We start from the raw sequence: 19,493 nt of genomic DNA on the forward strand, positions 1-19,493 counted from the left end.
TGTACTTATACAGTGTACTTATACAGTGTACTTATACAGTGTACTTATACAGTGTACTTATACAGTGTACTTATACAGTGTACTTATACAGTGTACTTATACAGTGTACTTATACAGTGTACTTATACAGTGTACTTATACAGTGTACTTATACAGTGTACTTATACAGTGTACTTATACAGTGTACTTATACAGTGTACTTATACAGTGTACTTATACAGTGTACTTATACAGTGTACTTATACAGTGTACTTATACGGTGTACTTATACGGTGTACTTATATGGTGTAGTATTATGGTGTAGTATTATGGTGTAGTATTATGGTGTAGTATTATGGTTCGCGAAACATGTCGAGATTATCAAAAGCGCCGTAAAACCCCTTGATTCATCTATGGGGATATAAGGCGCTCGCCGTCAGGCGAATCTTTTCTTTTTCCTCCAAACAAACAATAGATAACGTTGTTGTATCTAATGTTTTGCGCTATACTATTTGTGGTGATTCGTCATGAGTAGAGATGTTGATTCAAACCACAATGTCACGTTTGATTGTAAATACCATGTTGTCTTTTGTCCAAAATATCGCCGTAAAGTGCTTGTTGAACCCATTGACGAAAGGTTAAAGGCGTTGCTTTCGGAAAAGGCAACGTACATTCAGGCTGAAATCGTTGAAATGGAAATCATGCCTGATCATGTTCATCTTCTCATCAAGTGCGATCCGCAATACGGGATTCACAAAGTCGTTAAACAACTCAAGGGATACACTTCCAAAGTTCTTCGTGATGAATTCAAATCCCTAAAAAGTCGCTTGCCTTCACTGTGGACGAATTCCTATTTTGTCGCTACGGTAGGCACTGTTCAACTGGACGTGATCAAGAAGTATATCGAAGAGCAGAAATCGAGGTGAGATCGATCATGCGAAAAGCGTACAAGTACAGACTCTACCCCACGAAAGAGCAAGCAGAGAAAATTCAGTTCACCTTAGAACGCTGTCGCCTGCTCTACAATCGTTTGCTTGATGAACGGCGGTTTGCCTACGAAACAGATAAGACCACACTGAACTACTATGATCAGGCAAATACGCTGAATGAGCGCAAAAAGTACATTCCAGCATTGAAGCAAGTTCACTCGCAAGTATTGCAGGACGTGGCAAAACGGCTTGACAAAGCCTTTCAAGCCTTCTTTCGTCGTGTGAAGGCAGGTGAAACACCTGGGTATCCACGATTCAAATCAGCAGGACGATATGAATCTTTCACGTATCCACAGGGCGGCTATGCGATCAATGGTCATCAATTAGCACTCTCAAAGATTGGCGAAGTGAAAATAAAACTTCATCGCCTACCACAAGGAAAAATCAAAACCTGTACTGTCATTGTGAAAAACGGCAAGTATTACGCTAGTCTGTCATGCGATGTGGAGCCGAATACCTTGCCAGAGTCGAATGCCACCGTTGGGATCGACCTTGGTGTCAAGCATCTTGCCATTACGTCTGATGGGGATTTTTACGAACACCCGAAATTCCTACGTGAATCCGAATGGAAATTGCACAGAAAACAACGGTCAGTATCACGTAAAAAGAAGGGATCTTCTCGTCGCCGCAAAGCCATCAGAGAACTGGCGAGATTGCATGAGCATATCGCAAATCAACGTAGGGACTATGCGCACAAAGTATCTCGAAAACTAGTCCGTGGCTATGGACTCATTGCTTTTGAAAATTTGAACGTGCAAGGAATGGTGAAAAATCACCACCTTGCCAAAAGCATCGTTGATGCGTCTTGGAATCAACTCGTACAATACACCACGTACAAAGCGGAAGAAGCTGGTCGTCGTGTCGTGCTGGTCGATCCCAAAAACACTAGTCAACTCTGCTCAAATTGCGGGGAAATCGTCCCTAAGAAACTGTCTGAGCGTGTACACAGATGCGATCATTGTGGCTATGTTCAGGATCGGGACATAAACGCGGCACAAAACATTTTGAAACGTGCGTTAGCCTAGTGTTTCAACTTGGCTTGGACTGAGCCTTCAGAACGTAACGTAGGCGGTTGCGTCATGCGTGTTCTGAGAAGCCCCTGCCTTTAGGCATGGGGAGTGGTCACGAACGAGAGTTCTGGCCGGGATTTGGTATAAGGAGAATAGACGATCAGGACTTTATTCAAATATTGCGGTAATCTAAATGTACCATATTTTTAACGTCAAAACGGCACAATACTGTCAAGACGATAAACTGCCTCGATAGCGTCGGAGCACGTGCCTCAGGCATCTGTGATCACTCCCCCTGCATTTATTAGGCATGGGGAGTGGTCGCGTTAGGTATTGATAGAGTAGGTGAGATCGAAAGAGTTTGGCCTACTCTATCGCTTAAATTTAATGTGTGAGTGGAGGAGAGACATTGAGGCTTTGGCATCAAAATTTGATTGAAAAGTTGCCGCGTCCGCAACTTTTAGGCCAGCATCGTGAATGCTGTGCGCTTCGCGGAGGAGGGTGGATGAAATCGCACGCGACTGTGAACTATGTATTCCAACACCCCATAGAGCATCTATTCCAGTATCACCTGCTCGTGATGCAAGAAATGAGAAAGCGCGGTTATCATGTAAATCCTTTATGGTGGGATCCCAATTATCGAGGGAAAAAGATGCCTTCCATCACCATTGACAAAAGGCATTTTGCATCTTCCCACCCCATTTATTCTGAACACGATCAATCCTATCTAAACGATTGTCTAGATAACTTGAGGCAAAAAGGTGTCGAGATAGCGAATTGATCACCCTCACTCTATAGATTCCATAATAGGAATAGGCTACGCATTGATTGACTGGAAGTTGTTTTGCTGTTTACAACTATCAAATCCGAATACCCCTTTTGACTTTCTTCCGACAAAAAACCGTGAGATTCCAACGATCACTAGGTAGCTTACATGTCTCGTTGAGCTGATTATGAAACGCTTACTTCATGTATACAAAAAAATATATTTGTCTACGTTACGTTGACGTAGACGTAAATAAAATCACTTGAAATGTAGTATATATTCATTTATAATAACAAATATCACGTCAACGTAAACATAAAGTAGACGTTATATTGTATATATTAGATCGTCTACGTCTACATAACGTAGTCGTAAATATAGAAGGGGGATTTTTTAACATGACGATTCACTTAGCGGCCATTGATGTTGGCAATGATGGTGTAAAAGCGATATTCGAAACTGGGATAGGGATCATTCTTCCCAATGTGGTTGCAGAAGCACCAGCCGATCGTGGTGTTGTGTCTCTGGAAAGTAACTTGTATGAAGGGATTCACTGTCGAGTAACTAGCCCGTCGCTTGTCAAAAGTGGGGTGTATACAGTAGGTAATTTGGCCACGCGATATTCGGATAATCATGAACCAGAACCGGGTGATGCAAAATCGTCTAATGATCAAGCAATCATTATGCTTTTGGTGACCTTGGCACTAGATGCCGCAAAACATGGTGAAGCCAACAGTAACGGAGTGGTTGAATGCCGATATGCCTTATCAACTGGATTACCACTAAAAGAAATCAAGAAGCCAGGCACAAAAGAAGCTTTCCGTGATCGGTTAATGGGAAAAGTGCACGAGGTGGAGTTTCTCCAAACGCCTGAGATTGGCAAGAAAGTGGTACGTATTGAATTTGACACAGTGAGTATATCCAGTGAAGGTCAAGCTGCCATGATGTTTCTAGTCACCGATGATCAGGGTCGAATTAAAAATGAAGAGTTGTTGAATAAGTCGATCCTCATCAACGATATTGGCGGGTTGTCAACGGATTCTGCGGTGATTGAACGTGGTGAACCAGATAACATCAATTCAGATGGCTTAAATAGTGGTGTATCAGAATATCTCGATCTCATCATCGAGCAAGTGTATGAACGATACCATCATCGCATTCGTTCTCGGCGAAATTTAGTTCGTGATGTGTTATTAGCGAAAGATGAACGCAAAAATCATATTCTTGTCGATGGGAAGCTGACTTCCATCAAGGATATTGTAGACGAGTTTTTAACAGCTTGCGCAAAAGCGCAGCACGAACATCTTGGACGAATGTGGAAGAAAGTCTCTGATTTGGAGTTGGTCTTTCAAATTGGTGGAGGTTCGGCACTTATTCGACCCTATTTGACGACGGTCAACGAGAACAGTAGGCATGTTTATCCGCTTCGATGGCAAGAATCGGCAGATGAAAGCATTTGGATGATTGTTGAGTCTTACTGGAAGATCCTTGTCCTCTCCAAGCGAGTGACGCCAGCCATCGAGGGAGTGTAAAGCATGTCACGCAAACCAGACTTGAAAGCTGGGGATGTTCTTTCGTTCCGAATTCCTGAGAATATATCGTCGGATGACTTGAACCATTTGAAGCGGATTGCCAAACGCCCGACTTCTGGTAAAACAGGTGCGATTAACAGTTTCTTCTTCTCGAAAATTACGGAAGATCGGATGCAACAGTCGCGACATGTTTCCATTGATTTGCCAGAGGTATCGGATGAACAAATCGCTATGGTAGATAGTCCAATTTTCAAAAAAGCCATGACGATGTACGCCTATCAATTATTGGGCGCAACGGTTCCTGCTGTTGAAATGATGCGTGAAGCGTTAAACAAATATGAGGAACATTTGACTGAAAATGAAACGATGATTGGGCTAGACCAAGCGCAAAATCAATATGAAAAACAATCGGATGTAGCGAATCAACCAGACCAACGAGCACTGGATTTGATGAGGAAATTGCAAGGTTAATAATGTTGGGTATTCGGATTTTATGGTGGAAAAGGGCATATCACTCGCCCTTCTCCACTTTTTCGATCAAGGTGGAAATATCGATACCAAGTAGTTGTTCGCTAGGTTCTTCACACGCCAGTGAAGGTAGACTTAGCTGGTGTAACATTTGGTAATCATGCTCCGTAAATTCGTAACTAGCTGTGAATTTCCTCTTTTGATATTTTGACGTTCGAACTTTCGCTAATCCCTCGGTATACAGAATTTTTGCTCTCAACGCCTCAAAGGAATAACCCCTTACGAGTCGATTGATCACGCGAATCAAGCTATTTAGGGACTCCGTATAGGCATTGGTGATCGGGTGATCAAAGTAGGCAAAGACCTCCTTTTCCCAGCCTGTGAGTGCTTTCAACAAGGGTTCAAAAGCATGTTCCAAGTTCGATGGGACTCGGGTCTTCCAGTCCTGATATTTGAGCACCGCCATCTGTCGGCTCTCACTTTCCCAAATATTAAACAAATACTCTTTTAGCTCATAGTCCATTCCCAACGACGCATGGTTCTTTGTCCACACAAAGTGTGATTTGTTCCATATCCGATAGTTCCTGGTTGCGCTTCAACAGGATAACCCGGTCATGCATTAAGCCTCGCCGTTCCTTGACAGAAAGCCCTTCCCAGAGCTCTTTGCGAACCGTTTCCATTGCTTGATTTGCCATTCGTACGACATGAAACTTGTCAATAATGACCGTCGCTTCGTGCAACTTCGTTTCTCGTCGATGGTATGGTCGAGGTGCTCCCAGAAGAGTTGATTGCATTCGCGGCACCTGTACCTTTGGCGTTGGATAAGGAGTCCCACGCGTTTCCCATGAATCGGAAGGTCCATACACAATTGCTCCCGAGACCCATGTTTGTATAGATTGGCTGCAGAGCCGCAATGAGGACAAACGAAAGGTGGAACAGACGGTTGTACTTGGATCTGGCTATCGAGTTCGTTTTCAAACAAGCTCATTATCTTTAAGTTTGGTAGATAAAGAATATCCACCATCATCGGGTTTTTCCCCTCATTTCTAATTTCCCACTTTGTTTATCTCTACTCGACATCTTTGCATGACGAGTTAATCCTCTATGACACGTGCAACGAGCCAACCACCAAATCGGTCGTCACGTAACTTTTCCTATATATGGTTATTATTACTCACATGCTCTCTCATTCCATATATTTATCCGTGACAACTAACTCTTCTGTCCATACTATCGAATTAGACTGGAAGTGGAATCTTTTTGCCTATGAAGGGGGAATCTGATGACCTTCGTGAAGTAGCTTCCTACCTTTGGTTCCTGTCGTCTGTCCCTTTGCCGAGAGACCACTGACATGAATTCTTGCCAACGTAATCAGACAAATCGACAGATGAAGGGTGAAGGCATTCTCACCCAAACAGGGGGAAATCACACATTGGTTCACAAGATAAAAATACGATTAATCAGTTATACCATGATTACCGCATTATTCACTTCTCTTCTTTCTCCATTAATTGGAACGATTCCAGCGGCCTTAGCCGATACAACCAGCTCTTCTTCTCAGCCGACGGAATTGCAAGCGTACGACACCGAGTATTCCAACGTATACAGGAACCCGGATGGGACGATTACCAGTAAGATATATTTTGCACCCGTCAATTACCAGACAGAGGATGGGAACTTCCACCCCATTAATACGGATCTAGTTTCAGATTCTAATGGCGGGTACAAAGTCAACCAAAATAGATTTACGACACAGTTTGGGGCGGCATCCGACAGCTCGAATTTGGAGACCGTAAATTACAACGGAAATCAAGTTTCCTTTCAATTGGCGCCATTAAGCATGACGAACGCACTTGGCTCACAAGTATTCTCGAACCCTCAACACACTTCTCCAAGCACCGATCACAGTACAATCACGTACAGCGGTGTATACCCTGATGTGAGTTTGAAAGAGGAAGTGACAAGTCTTGGCGTCAAGGAAACCATTGTACTGAACAAGTACGTGCCTGGCCTTCATTCTTTTGCTTTTGTTCTTAACACGAAAGGTGTCACGCCACAAATCGCCAAAGATGGTTCGGTTGATTTTGTGGATACGGTGGGAAACACAGTATTCAACATTCCTCCCGGTATCATGCAGGATTCTAATGTTGATCCCCACTCCGGAGACCCGCAACAGTCCAACGCCGTAACCTATCAACTTCAAACGGTTGGCGGGAAAACAGTTTTGATGGTTTCGGTAGATGAGAAGTGGCTGGCGGCTCCCTCCCGTGTCTATCCGGTATCCATTGATCCAACGATTAACATTCAATCTCAGATCACCGACGCGTATGTATCTAGCGCATATCCCACCACCAACTACAGTGGGTCGAGTCTTTGGAACTCTACATTGGGTTATTATGACCTGCATACCGGTTACTATGATTCCACGACAGGAACAAACTGGGCGTATTTTCATTTGCCACCCGGAAACAATCTGCCCCTCTTGGGCCTGACCGTGAATTCAGCTTATTTTAATGCGTATGCCGATTGGTCGTACTATTCGTCTACCGCCGAACCGACTTGGTTATTCGCGAACACGAGCGCCAATTGGAATCCAAGCACCATTACTTGGAACACCATTCCCAGTTATAATGGCACATCCATCAGTTCCGCATCCACGTATCAAGGGCAATGGGCACAGTTTAACATTACCAGCCTAGCCCAAGACTGGTCGAACCAGATTGCCGGGAAATCGTTTACCTATTTTCCTCCGGAAGGATTCTTTCTCAGTGAGGCAGGAAACGGTCAAACGTACTGGCACAAATTTGCTTCCATCGAAAACTCGTCCAGTTCAGGGGTGCAGCCGTACATTCAGATTAACTATGCCGCCCCAAATGCGCCCTGGGGTGCCATGTACACACATGACGATCCGAATGGCAGCGGGTACGCAAATCTCTGGTGGAACGTGGTTCCTGGAGCCAGCAGCTATGACGTTTTGATTTGGAATGGGCATAATTACCAGTCGTTCAACGTAGGGAATGTCACACACTGGACGACCAAGGGCCAGGGGATTTGGCCTACCGCCTCGGAGATTCAGCAAGGCAAGTATTTACTTCATACCGACAAAAGTGGCGCTGAACTCGCTTTGGATCCTTCATCGGTGTATCAGAATGCCTACGTTGCCAACGGTAGTACGGGTACAAATTACGGAACAGACAAGAACTATTGGTTCCGTATTGAAGCCGTAACATCGGACGGACAAACGACTGACTCCAGCAATGCGTTCATGCCAACCATGCAATCCTATGTTCCGGATAAAGGCCAAGCCCCCACGATGGTTCCGCTTTTTGTTGGAGCAGCGGATGCGGCAACTGGAAATTTTGTTCTGCAGGACACAGATCTTACAACGAGCGGATATGGTCCGCAGGTATCCATCGACCGAACGTACAACCAGAGCGCCTATAACACATTCAGTCCCTTCGGGAATGGGTGGCGAGTAGGTTACCAGACGCAAATAGACATGGTCAACAACCTCCCGCATTTGGTTAGCACAGACGGAAGCGACCACATCTTCTGGCCGCAGCCGGACGGTTCCTATGCGTCTCCGCCGGGACTCACCTCAGACACGCTAACGGCAGTCACGAGCAATGGGAGTGTCGTTGGGTATGACCTGAAAACCAACAACTATACCACGGAAGAGTTTCAAACGCCCTTTACCACATCGAGTGGACAACAGGAGTATTTGCTCACGGATGTAAAGGACAAAAATGGGAACAAACTTTCCATTTCCTACAGTTCCTATGGGAACCCCACGACCATGACCGACGCCAGCGGGCGGACGACAACATTCAACTATAATTCGAGTGGCTTGGTTACGTCGGTTACGTTCGCCGCAAACAGTACGACGAACGAAACTTGGAACTACGGGTATGACACAAGTAATAATTTAGTCTCGGTGACGGACCCGAGTGGCAACGTGACCCAGTATGGTTATACCAACGGCGAGTTGACTGGGGTGACTACGCCAAATGGGAATATGGTAACAATCTCGTATGGGTCAAACGGTTACGTCTCGGGAGAGACCAATCCCGCTCAAAAGAGCGAGAGTATCTCGTACGGGACGGGGACCACGACGCTAACCGATCCACTTGGCGTTCCAACGGTGTGGACCTACGACAATGACCATCTGAACACGCAAACGGTCTTCGATCCCAGTGGTTTAAACAGGAAGTGGACCACCACGTACAACGAGTTTGGAGAGGTTCTCACAGCCACCGATCCACTTGGGTACACCACGACCAACACGTACGATGGGTTTGGCCAGTTACAAACCGTGACGGACCCGAACAATCACGTCACCACGATCCATCGGGTAAGCACCGGATACGGAAACATCAATCATGAAATTTCGAGTGTTCAACTGCCCGCGGGTGGAACCTATCAGTTCCAATATGACCAAAATCATAATCAGATTACATCCCTGACCCCGCAGGACCAGATTAGCGGTTCGGCCTACAACACAAACGGAACCATTGCTTCGGGGACGTATCCTATTTCCACCGCTAATAACCCGCTCGATAACAACAGCTTTGAGAGTTGGACCAGTGGGTTGCCAACGGATTGGTCCCAACTTGGAGCCAGTCATACCAACACCCAGTCCAGTGATGCGATCTTCGGGGGAAGTTCCTGGCAGGTCTCCAATGCGACAGGCGTGGTAGACCTTTTTCCCAGCGTGTCGCTGATTTCCACGTCAAATCTGAACGACGGGGTGGCCTTCGAAGCCTACGCGAAAGCCAGCAGTGCCAGTGCGGCTGCCACAACGAAGTTGCAAATTAATTTCTTTGACAGTAATGGAAACTACGTTGGTCAAGCGGACGGAGCACCTTTGAGTGTGAGTGGCAAGTGGACACAACTTTCTGTCGTGGTCCCCAAAACGAGCTTCCCGTCGAATGCCGTCTCGTTTCGACCCATTTTAATTACCGATCCCACTTCTTCCGACACCGTGAATTTCGACGCGGTGGATGTGGTTGGATATAACCTGGCTCCACAATACAACGCGATCGTCAACGGAGATTTCAGCAATACGTCGAATCCGTTTTATGATTGGAGCACCATTGGGACGATTACGGCTGTGAACAATTCCCAGACCGATAATACAGGAAGTACGGAAACCGCCGCCTCCTTCGGATCTTATCAGAAAGTGGCGCAAATTGTCCCGTCGTCAAGTTGGTCGGGGGTTCATCCGAGTGACAGCAACGAGTACATTCCCTACGTGCCTTCCCAGTCTTATACGATTGGGGCGATGCTCAAGGGCTATGATTCCACGGCGACGGATGTGTCCTTTGAGTTTTACAACTCCTCCAAACAGTTGATTAATCAAGCCAGCAGCCCCGCTCAGAGTGGAACCTTCGGCTGGCAGTATGAGACATTGACGCTAAAGAGTGTCCCCACAGGGACTGCGTACATCATGCCGGAAGTGTTGGTAGCCCCCACGACAAGTTCGACGCCTTCCGATGCGACCAGTTGGGCGACGGAGATGCGGGTGTCCATCCTCCCGGATACCACGCAGTACACGTACGATTCGAGTAACAGCAACAACTACCTGGCGTCGGTGACCGATCCACTCGGGAACGTGACGCAATACCAGAACAATCCTTTTGGGGACGTACAAAGTGTCACTGACCCGAATGGAAATACGTTGTCCATGACGTATACCGCAGACCATCAACTGGCCACGCAGACGTCGTCTTCGGACAACTTGCAAGTGCAGTACACGTACGATAAAGACGGGAATGTGACGAAAGTCTCCGAAACCAATAGTGCGGGCAGTTCAACCTATGCCACTCAATCTTCTTCCTACAACAACCTGGACCAATTGCAATCGTCCACCGATGCCCTTGGAAATACGACGAGCTATCTATATGATGCGAATGGACGTCTGAATCAGGTGACCCTGCCGGACACGCATACGCTCGGTGTGCAATATAACAATGCAGGGGAGCCTACCACTGTCACGGTGGACAACACATCGGTCAACCAGTACGGCTATAATGCCGACGGATGGCTCACGTCTGCGCAAAATGGGAACAATTCTAGCACGTACGGATATGACAAGGTGGGTAATCTGACAAGTCAGACCGACAGTGTCGGTTCTCAAGCGTTCACCTATAATGCCGATAACGCGCTAAAATCGATGAGTGCCACGGTAGGAACGACGACGGTCACGACGAACTATAACCTAGGTAGCCAAGACCAGGTCAAATCCATTACGAATGGCAGTGGAGCAAATCTGGCGACGTATTCCTATAACGAGCAGGGACTCACCGATACCCTTCAACTGGGAAATGGGATGGAAGAAACCTTCCGCTATGACGGGGATTTGCACTTGCAATCCATGGCCATTGAAAATGGCAGCACCGTTTTGGACGCATACCAGTACAGCTATGACAAAGATGGGAACCTGACCGAGGTAGACAACCTTGTCAGCGGCACGGTTCAAAAGTACCAGTACGATGCGATGAATCGACTGACTTCTGAGACGTTGCCCAACGGCAATACGGTAACCTATACGTATGACGCGCTCGGAAATATCCTGTCAAAGACAGTCAAGACATCTAACGGCTCTACCGTATCGTCTACAACCTACGGGTACAACGCAGGGAACCAGCTGACTTCCGTCAATGGACAAGCCTACACGTATGACGCGAACGGCAACCTAACCAGCACCGGGACGGACACCTACAAGTGGAACGAACTTGGGCAATTAACGGAGGTAGACAACAGTTCCGGTACGGCCATCGCTACCTACACCTATGATTCGCAGGGACGTCGGGTCAGTGAGACAGCTGGTGGACAGACGACGAAGTTCTACTACATTGGCGGTTCAAATCTCGTTGCCTATGAAACAGACGGCAGCGGGAACCTGTTGCAGTCGTACACGTATGGGCCGACGGGTTCCCCTTTAACCCTGACCACGTGGAGTGGCGGAACGGGCACCACGTACTACTACCACGAAAATGGCCATGGTGACGTGGTAGCGTTGACGGATTCCAGCGGTAACACAGTGGCACAATATACGTATGACGCTTGGGGCAACATCCTGAGTTCGTCTGGAACCTTGGCCAACACCAACCCGTACTTGTACGCAGGATATCGCTGGGATAGCGCGATTGGCATGTACTACTTGAACGCCAGGTACTATGCGCCAAACCTGATGCGGTTTATCAGCAAGGACCCGGTTAGCGGACTGAATGCCTACACGTACGCGGATGATAACCCGATCATGAAAGTAGATCCGAGCGGAGAATGGAGTATTTGGGACACCGTTGCCCTCGTTGGGGCTGGTATTGCAGCCGTGGCACTTGCGGCTACAGGCGTAGGTATCATTGCTGATGCTGCTATACTTGAGGGAGCCCTTGCTGGAGAGGGAGTTGCCGCTACTGAAGCGATAGCGGCTGATTCCGAAGCAGTAGGCGCAGGAGCAGCAGATGCGACGGCTATGGACACATTGGAAGCGTCGACTGCGGAAAATGTTTCAAGCACGGCTGAGACTACCGGTGAGGCAAGTGCTGAGGGTACGGTAAATTCGCTTGACGAACATCAGAATTATAATGTATTAGCTAAACATACAACTCCTGATGGATTGGCAAAGGATCTTGGAGCAAAGGGATGGACAAGAACCGATGAGCCAGGTGGTTCCAAAAGCGGTCCTACCATAAACTTCACACATCCTGAGATAGGAACCAAGATTCGCATTCAACCGAGTCCAAATGATGGAAATCCTTACTTCCGTGTTCAAAATACAAATGGTAATTATCTTGATGCCAACGGGCTCTTTCCATCGAACGCTACAAGGCAAGAACTCCGTATCCTGACGCATTTTTATTTTGGAAGGGGGTAACATAGTGTTACTTGCGATGGGATTAGAGAAAGTAAATGAGAGATTTGACTTTACTGATAGTATAATTATCGCCATGGAATGGGACAGAGAATTGTTCGATTTTCTCTTGACTTTGGACTATTATTGGGACGTTCAGGAGGGTAGGACAGAGACACGAACTTTAACTATCAGGTTTATGCAGTGCCAAGTGGTTGAACTCCAGCAACGACAAGATTTCTTGTCATTAGATCCAAAGCATATCCACCGTGATAGCTGGTATACTATTGTTAAGACTGATGGTAACCACGTTGATGTTGATTGTCAGTCGATGGAGTATAGAGTGTTTACAAACGATGACTTGCATCCATGGCTAAAGATAGTGTGCCGTAACGTTTCTGTTGAAGATATGGCTAATACTTGATTGGTCTTTCACTTAGGGTGGTAACACGAATTTGAAGTGCTGTAACCGAAGGGAGTCGACCTCGTTAAATCGGGGCTCTGCTCCCTTTTTGCCTTCACTCGGTCATTTGGTCGTGTTAGTATAGCCACGAGGTGAATCAGGAATGACCTAGGCAGTCGGATACATACGTGCTTCAACAGGGGTACAAGCTGGTGACGGTTACGCTTATCAGCCACGCGTCGACAATCTGTCGAATCGATTGTACAGCAAGGTCCGAAATTCCAGAGGTGGTCACGGTCATCGACTTAGTACTATAAGCCAACCATTCCACCGGATATTCCGATTTAGAATTTATTTGTCAGTTTGCATGATTCCACCATAAAATCCGGATACCCATAATGTTCACGTTAAGTCTACGTTTGCCATATACGTAGACTTAACGTAAACAGACTACGTAGACACAACGTATACTGTATATATCGTGTTTACGCAAACATATAACCTGATGGAATGAAACGCACTAGGGCGATTCCCTGTGCGTTTTTTTGATGAGAGCGTGCAAAAGAGTAGTGAAAATGGAGGGTTTTTCTCTTGCTTTTTCCGTTACGCTCGTTCTAAGGAGCGTGGTATCTATGCAAATGAAACAACAAAGAGTGCGAAGAATGACTGTAGCAGAAAAAATACATAAAGAAAGGGAAGAAAAACAAAGGGAATCGCTCCATCAATGGTATGACGAGGAATGGAAAGCGAGACAATCGGCGAATCCAGAAGAAGCTCTTGCACTTCTTAATGAACGTTGGCGGATCAAAACTGAACAAGAGATTCAAGAAAAGGTGGAGCAAGCAAGAAAGGAATTCGCCATAAATAAGATGAACAACGATGCGAATCGTTATGTTCCTGATCCATCGTTTGATCGAGTTGCCTTTTGGCGTTCATTTCGAGCCAAATATGTCGATCTATTTGACGATTATCGCGAGATTCTTCATCACGTAGGGAAGGATGAGCTGGCCGATTACAGCTTGTTTAAGGACTATGAAAACTTGTTGGAACGCGTCTATGGCATCGTGCAAGAGCAGATGTATGCGGATGTCCTAGACTCACGGTATACCGTTGTGCGGTCTTTTGATCAAACCGACAAGGAAAGAACAAGAAGTTCCGTTGTTACAAGAGAAGAGTATCCAGTGAGCATGATCATGGACTATGAGGCAAAAACGGTTTCTTTTTTGATACCTGAAATCTTCTTTCGTTCAAAAAAATACATGAAGATCAGACCGTTTTATCTCACGGCTAAAGAAACATATTTTCGTGAAACTCAGTTTTGGCGTGAGATTTTCGGCCATTTATTGAATGAAAAATTTAAGTACTTTGATCGTTACTACTATCCTCCATCAGCACATCCAAACGATTGGGAGTATCACCACGGGAACAGAGTGTATCTATTTAACAAGGTAAATTTAGAAATAAAAGTAACTGCCAAGGAGCCTCTTGATCTTCAGAATTATGATGTTAAACATGCTCTAGACATGATGGTTCGATATGGAGTTTTTCCAGATGATTCGTTTCGATTCTTAGGTAAAGTTTCTTATCAAGTTTTCAAAAAACAAAGTGATGACGACATGGATATCATCGAATTTATTTTCAGTGACTACCTTGACGAGTAAAAAATACACCGATTTTCATGTAATTCAACATGTAAAACGACGATCTTTATCCATTTTACATATTGAATTACATAAAGAAGGCTTATGTATCAAGGCAATGAAGGCATCTATTCATTGCTAAAGTGTCTAGGGACGGGGTGTAAATAAAAACGTGTTATCAAGTTGATTTAGGGTTTGGATTGTGAAACGCGAAGCGTTTTACGATTCAAGCCCGTGAAGGGTAACGGAAAGCAGGAGGGGGACTGGTGAAGTGCAAAAGGGAATACGACCTAGCGAAGCGGAGTTACGAGAAATGGGAAGGCGAATTGATAAAGCGCTGGAAACTATACCTGCGATGACGTATGCGCAAATGGGAAGATTGGTAAATAGTTATACACGTAGGATTCATAGTTTGTCGCGGACGTTGTACTTTGAGCGAGGCGGAAGCTGGGAAATGAGAGAGGTAGATAGTAAGCATCGTGAGAGTAATTACTATGACGTGACACGATTGGCGGTCAAAAAATATGTCGTCAGGCGAGATCCAGAGGATGGGCATTTGCTGATCGGACGAAAGACGGATGTGTTTCATGCGATCGCTGTACAGGATATCCAAGTGGCGATGATGAGGGACAGAATGGATGAGCGAGGATGGACCATGATTTATAGCGGGAAGTCCAATCAAATGGGCAAGCACGTACGAATGAGATATATGGATGAGTATGAAATAGGGATGTACCTAGTACCGTTTCGTTTAATGAGTGAAAAGGCATATAGGCATGTGCATGGGTATCTGCATCGGATGCAACGGCTTCATGGGGATGATGCGATACGAGTGGTCTTGCTGATTAAAAAAAGTGGGTATGCATCGGCGGTGAAAAGTATGAAGGATTGGCTAAGCAGGAATAGTGACGTCAGCCATGCCCTGTATGCGCTGCCGTATGAGGACGTGGTGCAAAATCCCGAGTATTATTTTCGATCGATCTTTGACTATGGCGCGTGGTCGTATGAGACGTTGGAACGGATGGTTGGCGTAAAAAGTGGCGGTGAGTTTTATCAAAAGTATAGCGAGGGAAAGGATTGGATGATCGGCGGTGGGACCATTGTCGCGAAGGTCAACGAGACGTGGTCGGTACTGGCAGCGTGGAATGGGAACATCGCGAGTCTGATTCAGTGGGGACACCTGGGCGATGAAGCGTTTGCGAGTGTGAGCGTGAAAGGGGAGCGCATCTCGGCCTATCTGTGGTTGACTGCACCTAATGCGCTGATGGGAGAGGTCATGCATAAGCTGGCACATTCGAAGGGAGTCAAGAGACTGACCGATATGCCGTCATTGCAGGAGGTAGAGGTAAAAGAGTGTTTCTATGATCCAGATCAAGAGGATGAAGATGAAACAGTAGAAAGGGGTTGGGATGAAGTGGAGCTGACGAATGAACAAGAAGCGGCGGTGATGCATGGGACAGGCCCTGCTTTAGTGGTAGCGGCGGCAAGACGCGGGTACTCATTGCACGAATCAAGCGATTGATCGAATCAGGTGTGCATCCGCGAAGTATTTTAGCGTGTACGTTCACGAAGAAGGCAGCGCAAGAGATGAAAGCACGCTTGGTGCATGAGGTTGGGGAGCGAGCGAAACAGGTGCGCATGGAAACGATGCATGCCGTGGCGTTTCGATTGTTGCGGGAGATGAACCCGCAGGTGGAGGTTTTGGTGGATAGCACCCATGTGGTGGAGTGGGCACTGGAGAAAGAGAGCGGCAATCTGCGTGAGCAGGTGGACGCGAACGAGTGGATGATGCGGATCATGCGTCAAAAGAGCGAGGGGATCATGCCGGAACAAGTAGAGGACCCTGATTTACAACGCATGTATGCAACGTATGAGCGATTGAAGACGAACAGCAAGCGTGTGGACTTTGAGGATTTGATTGTGATGACATTGCAGGCGCTGCGAAAGAAAGATCGTGTCGCTTTGACATGGCGAGAGGGCATTGAGTATGTCTTGGTGGATGAGTTTCAAGATACGAATCGAGCACAGTGGGAATGGCTCAAAGAAGTGGCAGCACCACGCCGCAACCTGTTTTGCGTAGGGGACGATTGGCAATCCATTTACGGCTTTCGAGGATCGAGACCTGAGTTGATGCAAGAGATGAAGGAGAAGTATGTAGGGACAAAGATGTACTATTTGACGCGGAATTATCGCTCGTTCTTTGTGATTGTCGGGTTGTCCAATGACCTGATTAACCATTTCAATCAGGGGTTTCATATCGATAAGGTCGTGAAGCCAGGCGTGGGACGTGATGATGAGTATTCAGGGTACGCACCCTTTGAGGTAGACGATGAGCAAGCGGAAGCGAATATGGTGGCGAGAGTCATTCTAAACCGTCATTTTCCCTTTCGAGGGTATGCCGTGCTGTATCGAACCAATGCGCAGTCGCAGATTTACGCGGAGGCGTTAAGTGAACAGGGGATACCGTATGAAGTGGTGGGTGATACGCCATTTTTTGCATCGAAGCGAGTGAAGGCAGCGTTGGATTATCTGCGTACATCGATCGATACGGAGAATGCGGATCATTGGAGGGGGATTATCAATCAACCGAATCGGCGAATCGGATTAACAGAGATTGAGGAACTCGTGGAGCTTGGTTGGCGTGGGATTGAGGACCATCGTAACCTGTGGGATTTGACCAGTGCGATTGAAGAGTTGCAAAGAAGAGAGTCGCCAGCAGATGGGTTAAGGTGGCTACTCACTTCAGGAATGAAGGAATTAGCGTATGCGAAAGATGATGAGCCAGTGAAATGGGTGGACGTGTTGCTACGGTCCGCGTCCAAGTTCAAAACGAAAGAAGCGTTTTTAGCTTTTGTTGAGCGGACATTGCGTGAATCGAAACCGGAAGAAGGAAAAGATGCTGTGCAATTGATGTCGATCCACCGGAGTAAAGGACTTGAATTCAACACGGTCTTTATCGTGGGAGCGGTGGAGGGTTTTTTACCGCATGAGCGATCCGCCAAGCCAGAAGAGATTCGAGAGGAAACGAGACTGTTTTATGTGGCGATGACACGAGCTAAAGATCAGTTGTATTGTTCAGCACCAAAATCGTATATGGGCAAGTTGGTACAGAGAAGTCGGTACATGCAATATCTTTATGATCTGGAGCCAAAAGAGTAGTGAAAATGGAGGGTTTTTGGGGTTGACAAGGTGATAAGGTTGAGATAGGACCTGTGCAACACAGTTGCCACACATAAGAAGGAGATGTAATTATGGGGGATAATCAATTCACTAAGAGGTCGTATACAGGGTATACGACCTTGAAAAAAACAGCAGATAAAATCACTGCACTTTTTGGTGTGAAAAGGATAATTTTTGCGTTACGGGAGATCATTTAGCTTCATAGTTTTAGGTATAAGAACGTACTAGATCAAAAGGTAGATTAAGCGCGCAGTTATCAAGAGACACTACGGACTCTTGACACTTACTAATTACAAGTAATGATGAATAAATTTCAACACTAGATCAGTTACAAGCTTCCGCCTCTAAGCGTTAGCGTAGGCGGTGAGCAGTTGACTCAGAAAGGAGATTATGAAATGGGTAGAATCGTGCATGTGAATCCACGTGAATTGCTTCCACACCCTGAATATAGTAAATACCATTCAGATCGGATTCAATTGGCATCAGATTACGAACGGATTAAAGATAGTATTCACAAGAACGGTATAAGAGAACCGTTAATCGCCATTGAAGGAAGCAACATTTTGGTATGTGGACACAAACGAAGAATGATTTCTATTGAATTAGGATTGGATACAGTGCCTGTTGTATACGAGGTAATAGAAGAAGAAAAATCGATTGAACGCATGGTAGAGGATAATCTAAGTCGTACTCAATCAGAAAAGGACCCCATTATCATCGGAGAAATTGTTGTTTTAGCAAAAAAATATATGGGATTGCTCACGGTGGTGATCGTGTTGGAAAGAGAACAACCATGAACGATATGTCAAAAATGATGGACATGTCCGTATCTAGAATAAAAGAACATGAGCGGTTGCTAAGTTTGACGATTAGTTTACAAAATATGGTCAGAAATAGGATCATCAGCGTACGCGCAGGCTCTAATTTATCCTCTTTGCCAGTAGAAGCACAAGACTGGTTCCAAGAATCACATAAAGAGGCAACTGAAATCAAAGATACGGAAGTAACGGCAGCAATCATGTTGTGGAAGCAAAAAGAACAAGAACAAAGAACGATAGTAGATCATGATGCTTATCTCAACGAAGAGGAACAGGATGATGATCTAAATTCATCCTTACTCACGCAAGAAGTTAGAAAGGCAGAGGTATTTGATGGGCAATTGCATGATGTACAAGCTGATGCCAAGCGTCAAAAATATCAGTTACCGGAAGATAAAAAGGTCTCTATGTTGGATTTAAACAATGAAGAAACGCAATATCGGTATAGCGAAAATCTGATGGAAGTGAAACTGCGACAAGCTGAAACCACGATCAAACGAATCAAATCGGAATTTGAAGTATTAATGCAGGAACATAGCGATAAATTCAATACGCCGCGTACCTATTGGCACAGCCAGCTAGATAAATATGTGCAAACCGTTGAGGAGTTTGCGGATGTTGTGCTGTCGTACAAGCAAGATGTGAGCGAACTAAAAAATAGTGTATGACGGTGGTGATGAAGATGAGCAATAGCTTGCTTGTCTTCATCGATGGACAGGTACCGCACATGGTCTCGTACGAGCAAGTTGGATCTAGTTTGATATCCTCCATCTGAAGCTAGGGGTTTTACGGCGCATTTGATAAACCTAAAAAATATAGCGTGAATGTCACCTCTGACCATTGCGCATTGCTG

12 protein-coding genes and 1 pseudogene are annotated in these 19,493 nt (G+C 45.9%); 12 read left to right on the forward strand and 1 reads right to left on the reverse strand.

Translation table 11 applies throughout. The features are described 5' to 3' along the window. The first annotated feature begins 506 nt into the window (after positions 1-506). The 5 genes from tnpA (at position 507) to MM817_RS14520 (ending at position 4,747) form a co-directional block, all read left to right on the forward strand. A complete protein-coding gene (gene tnpA, locus MM817_RS14500; RefSeq protein ID WP_241716446.1) occupies positions 507-905 on the forward strand; it encodes an IS200/IS605 family transposase in 399 nt (132 codons plus the stop codon). A gap of 8 nt (positions 906-913) precedes the next feature. Continuing rightward, the gene (locus MM817_RS14505; RefSeq protein WP_241716448.1) at positions 914-1,993 is read left to right on the forward strand and encodes an RNA-guided endonuclease InsQ/TnpB family protein; all 1,080 of its coding nucleotides are present in this window, start codon (positions 914-916) and stop codon (positions 1,991-1,993) included. Positions 1,994-2,387: 394 nt separating this feature from the next. Next, positions 2,388-2,759 carry a TIGR02328 family protein gene (locus tag MM817_RS14510; RefSeq protein WP_241716450.1) on the forward strand — a complete coding sequence of 124 codons (372 nt, stop codon included), beginning with the start codon at positions 2,388-2,390 and terminating at the stop codon, positions 2,757-2,759. A 383-nt stretch (positions 2,760-3,142) separates the two neighbouring features. Next, positions 3,143-4,276, forward strand: coding sequence for a ParM/StbA family protein (locus MM817_RS14515; protein WP_241716452.1), 1,134 nt, complete (start codon positions 3,143-3,145; stop codon positions 4,274-4,276). Between the two features lie 3 nt (positions 4,277-4,279). After that, positions 4,280-4,747, forward strand: a complete 468-nt coding sequence (locus tag MM817_RS14520; RefSeq protein WP_241716454.1) for a hypothetical protein — start codon at positions 4,280-4,282, stop codon at positions 4,745-4,747. 40 nt (positions 4,748-4,787) lie between these two features. Here MM817_RS14520 and MM817_RS17695 read toward each other — a convergent pair. Next, a pseudogene (locus tag MM817_RS17695) lies at positions 4,788-5,768 on the reverse strand (transposase). Positions 5,769-6,095: 327 nt separating this feature from the next. Here MM817_RS17695 and MM817_RS14535 point away from each other — a divergent pair. The 7 genes from MM817_RS14535 (at position 6,096) to MM817_RS14565 (ending at position 19,308) form a co-directional block, all read left to right on the forward strand. After that, complete coding sequence (locus MM817_RS14535; RefSeq protein WP_241716456.1) at positions 6,096-12,623, forward strand: DNRLRE domain-containing protein; 6,528 nt, start codon at positions 6,096-6,098, stop codon at positions 12,621-12,623. A 4-nt stretch (positions 12,624-12,627) separates the two neighbouring features. Continuing rightward, complete coding sequence (locus MM817_RS14540) at positions 12,628-13,023, forward strand: hypothetical protein (RefSeq protein ID WP_241716458.1); 396 nt, start codon at positions 12,628-12,630, stop codon at positions 13,021-13,023. A 611-nt stretch (positions 13,024-13,634) separates the two neighbouring features. Next, the gene (locus MM817_RS14545) at positions 13,635-14,663 is read left to right on the forward strand and encodes a hypothetical protein (protein ID WP_241716460.1); all 1,029 of its coding nucleotides are present in this window, start codon (positions 13,635-13,637) and stop codon (positions 14,661-14,663) included. 250 nt (positions 14,664-14,913) lie between these two features. Beyond that, positions 14,914-16,164 carry a hypothetical protein gene (locus MM817_RS14550; RefSeq protein WP_241716462.1) on the forward strand — a complete coding sequence of 417 codons (1,251 nt, stop codon included), beginning with the start codon at positions 14,914-14,916 and terminating at the stop codon, positions 16,162-16,164. A gap of 11 nt (positions 16,165-16,175) precedes the next feature. Further along, on the forward strand, positions 16,176-17,801 hold the full coding sequence (locus MM817_RS14555; RefSeq protein WP_241716497.1) for an ATP-dependent helicase: 1,626 nt from the start codon (positions 16,176-16,178) through the stop codon (positions 17,799-17,801). A gap of 416 nt (positions 17,802-18,217) precedes the next feature. Next, on the forward strand, positions 18,218-18,619 hold the full coding sequence (locus tag MM817_RS14560) for a ParB N-terminal domain-containing protein (RefSeq protein ID WP_241716463.1): 402 nt from the start codon (positions 18,218-18,220) through the stop codon (positions 18,617-18,619). Then, positions 18,616-19,308 (forward strand): hypothetical protein, encoded by a 693-nt coding sequence (locus MM817_RS14565; RefSeq protein ID WP_241716465.1) that lies wholly within the window; start codon positions 18,616-18,618, stop codon positions 19,306-19,308. The genes MM817_RS14560 and MM817_RS14565 overlap by 4 nt, the downstream gene beginning before the upstream one ends. Positions 19,309-19,493 lie beyond the last annotated feature (185 nt).

This window comes from Sulfoacidibacillus ferrooxidans, from assembly GCF_022606465.1.
GTDB classification, from domain to species: Bacteria; Bacillota; Bacilli; order Alicyclobacillales; family SLC66; genus Sulfoacidibacillus; species Sulfoacidibacillus ferrooxidans.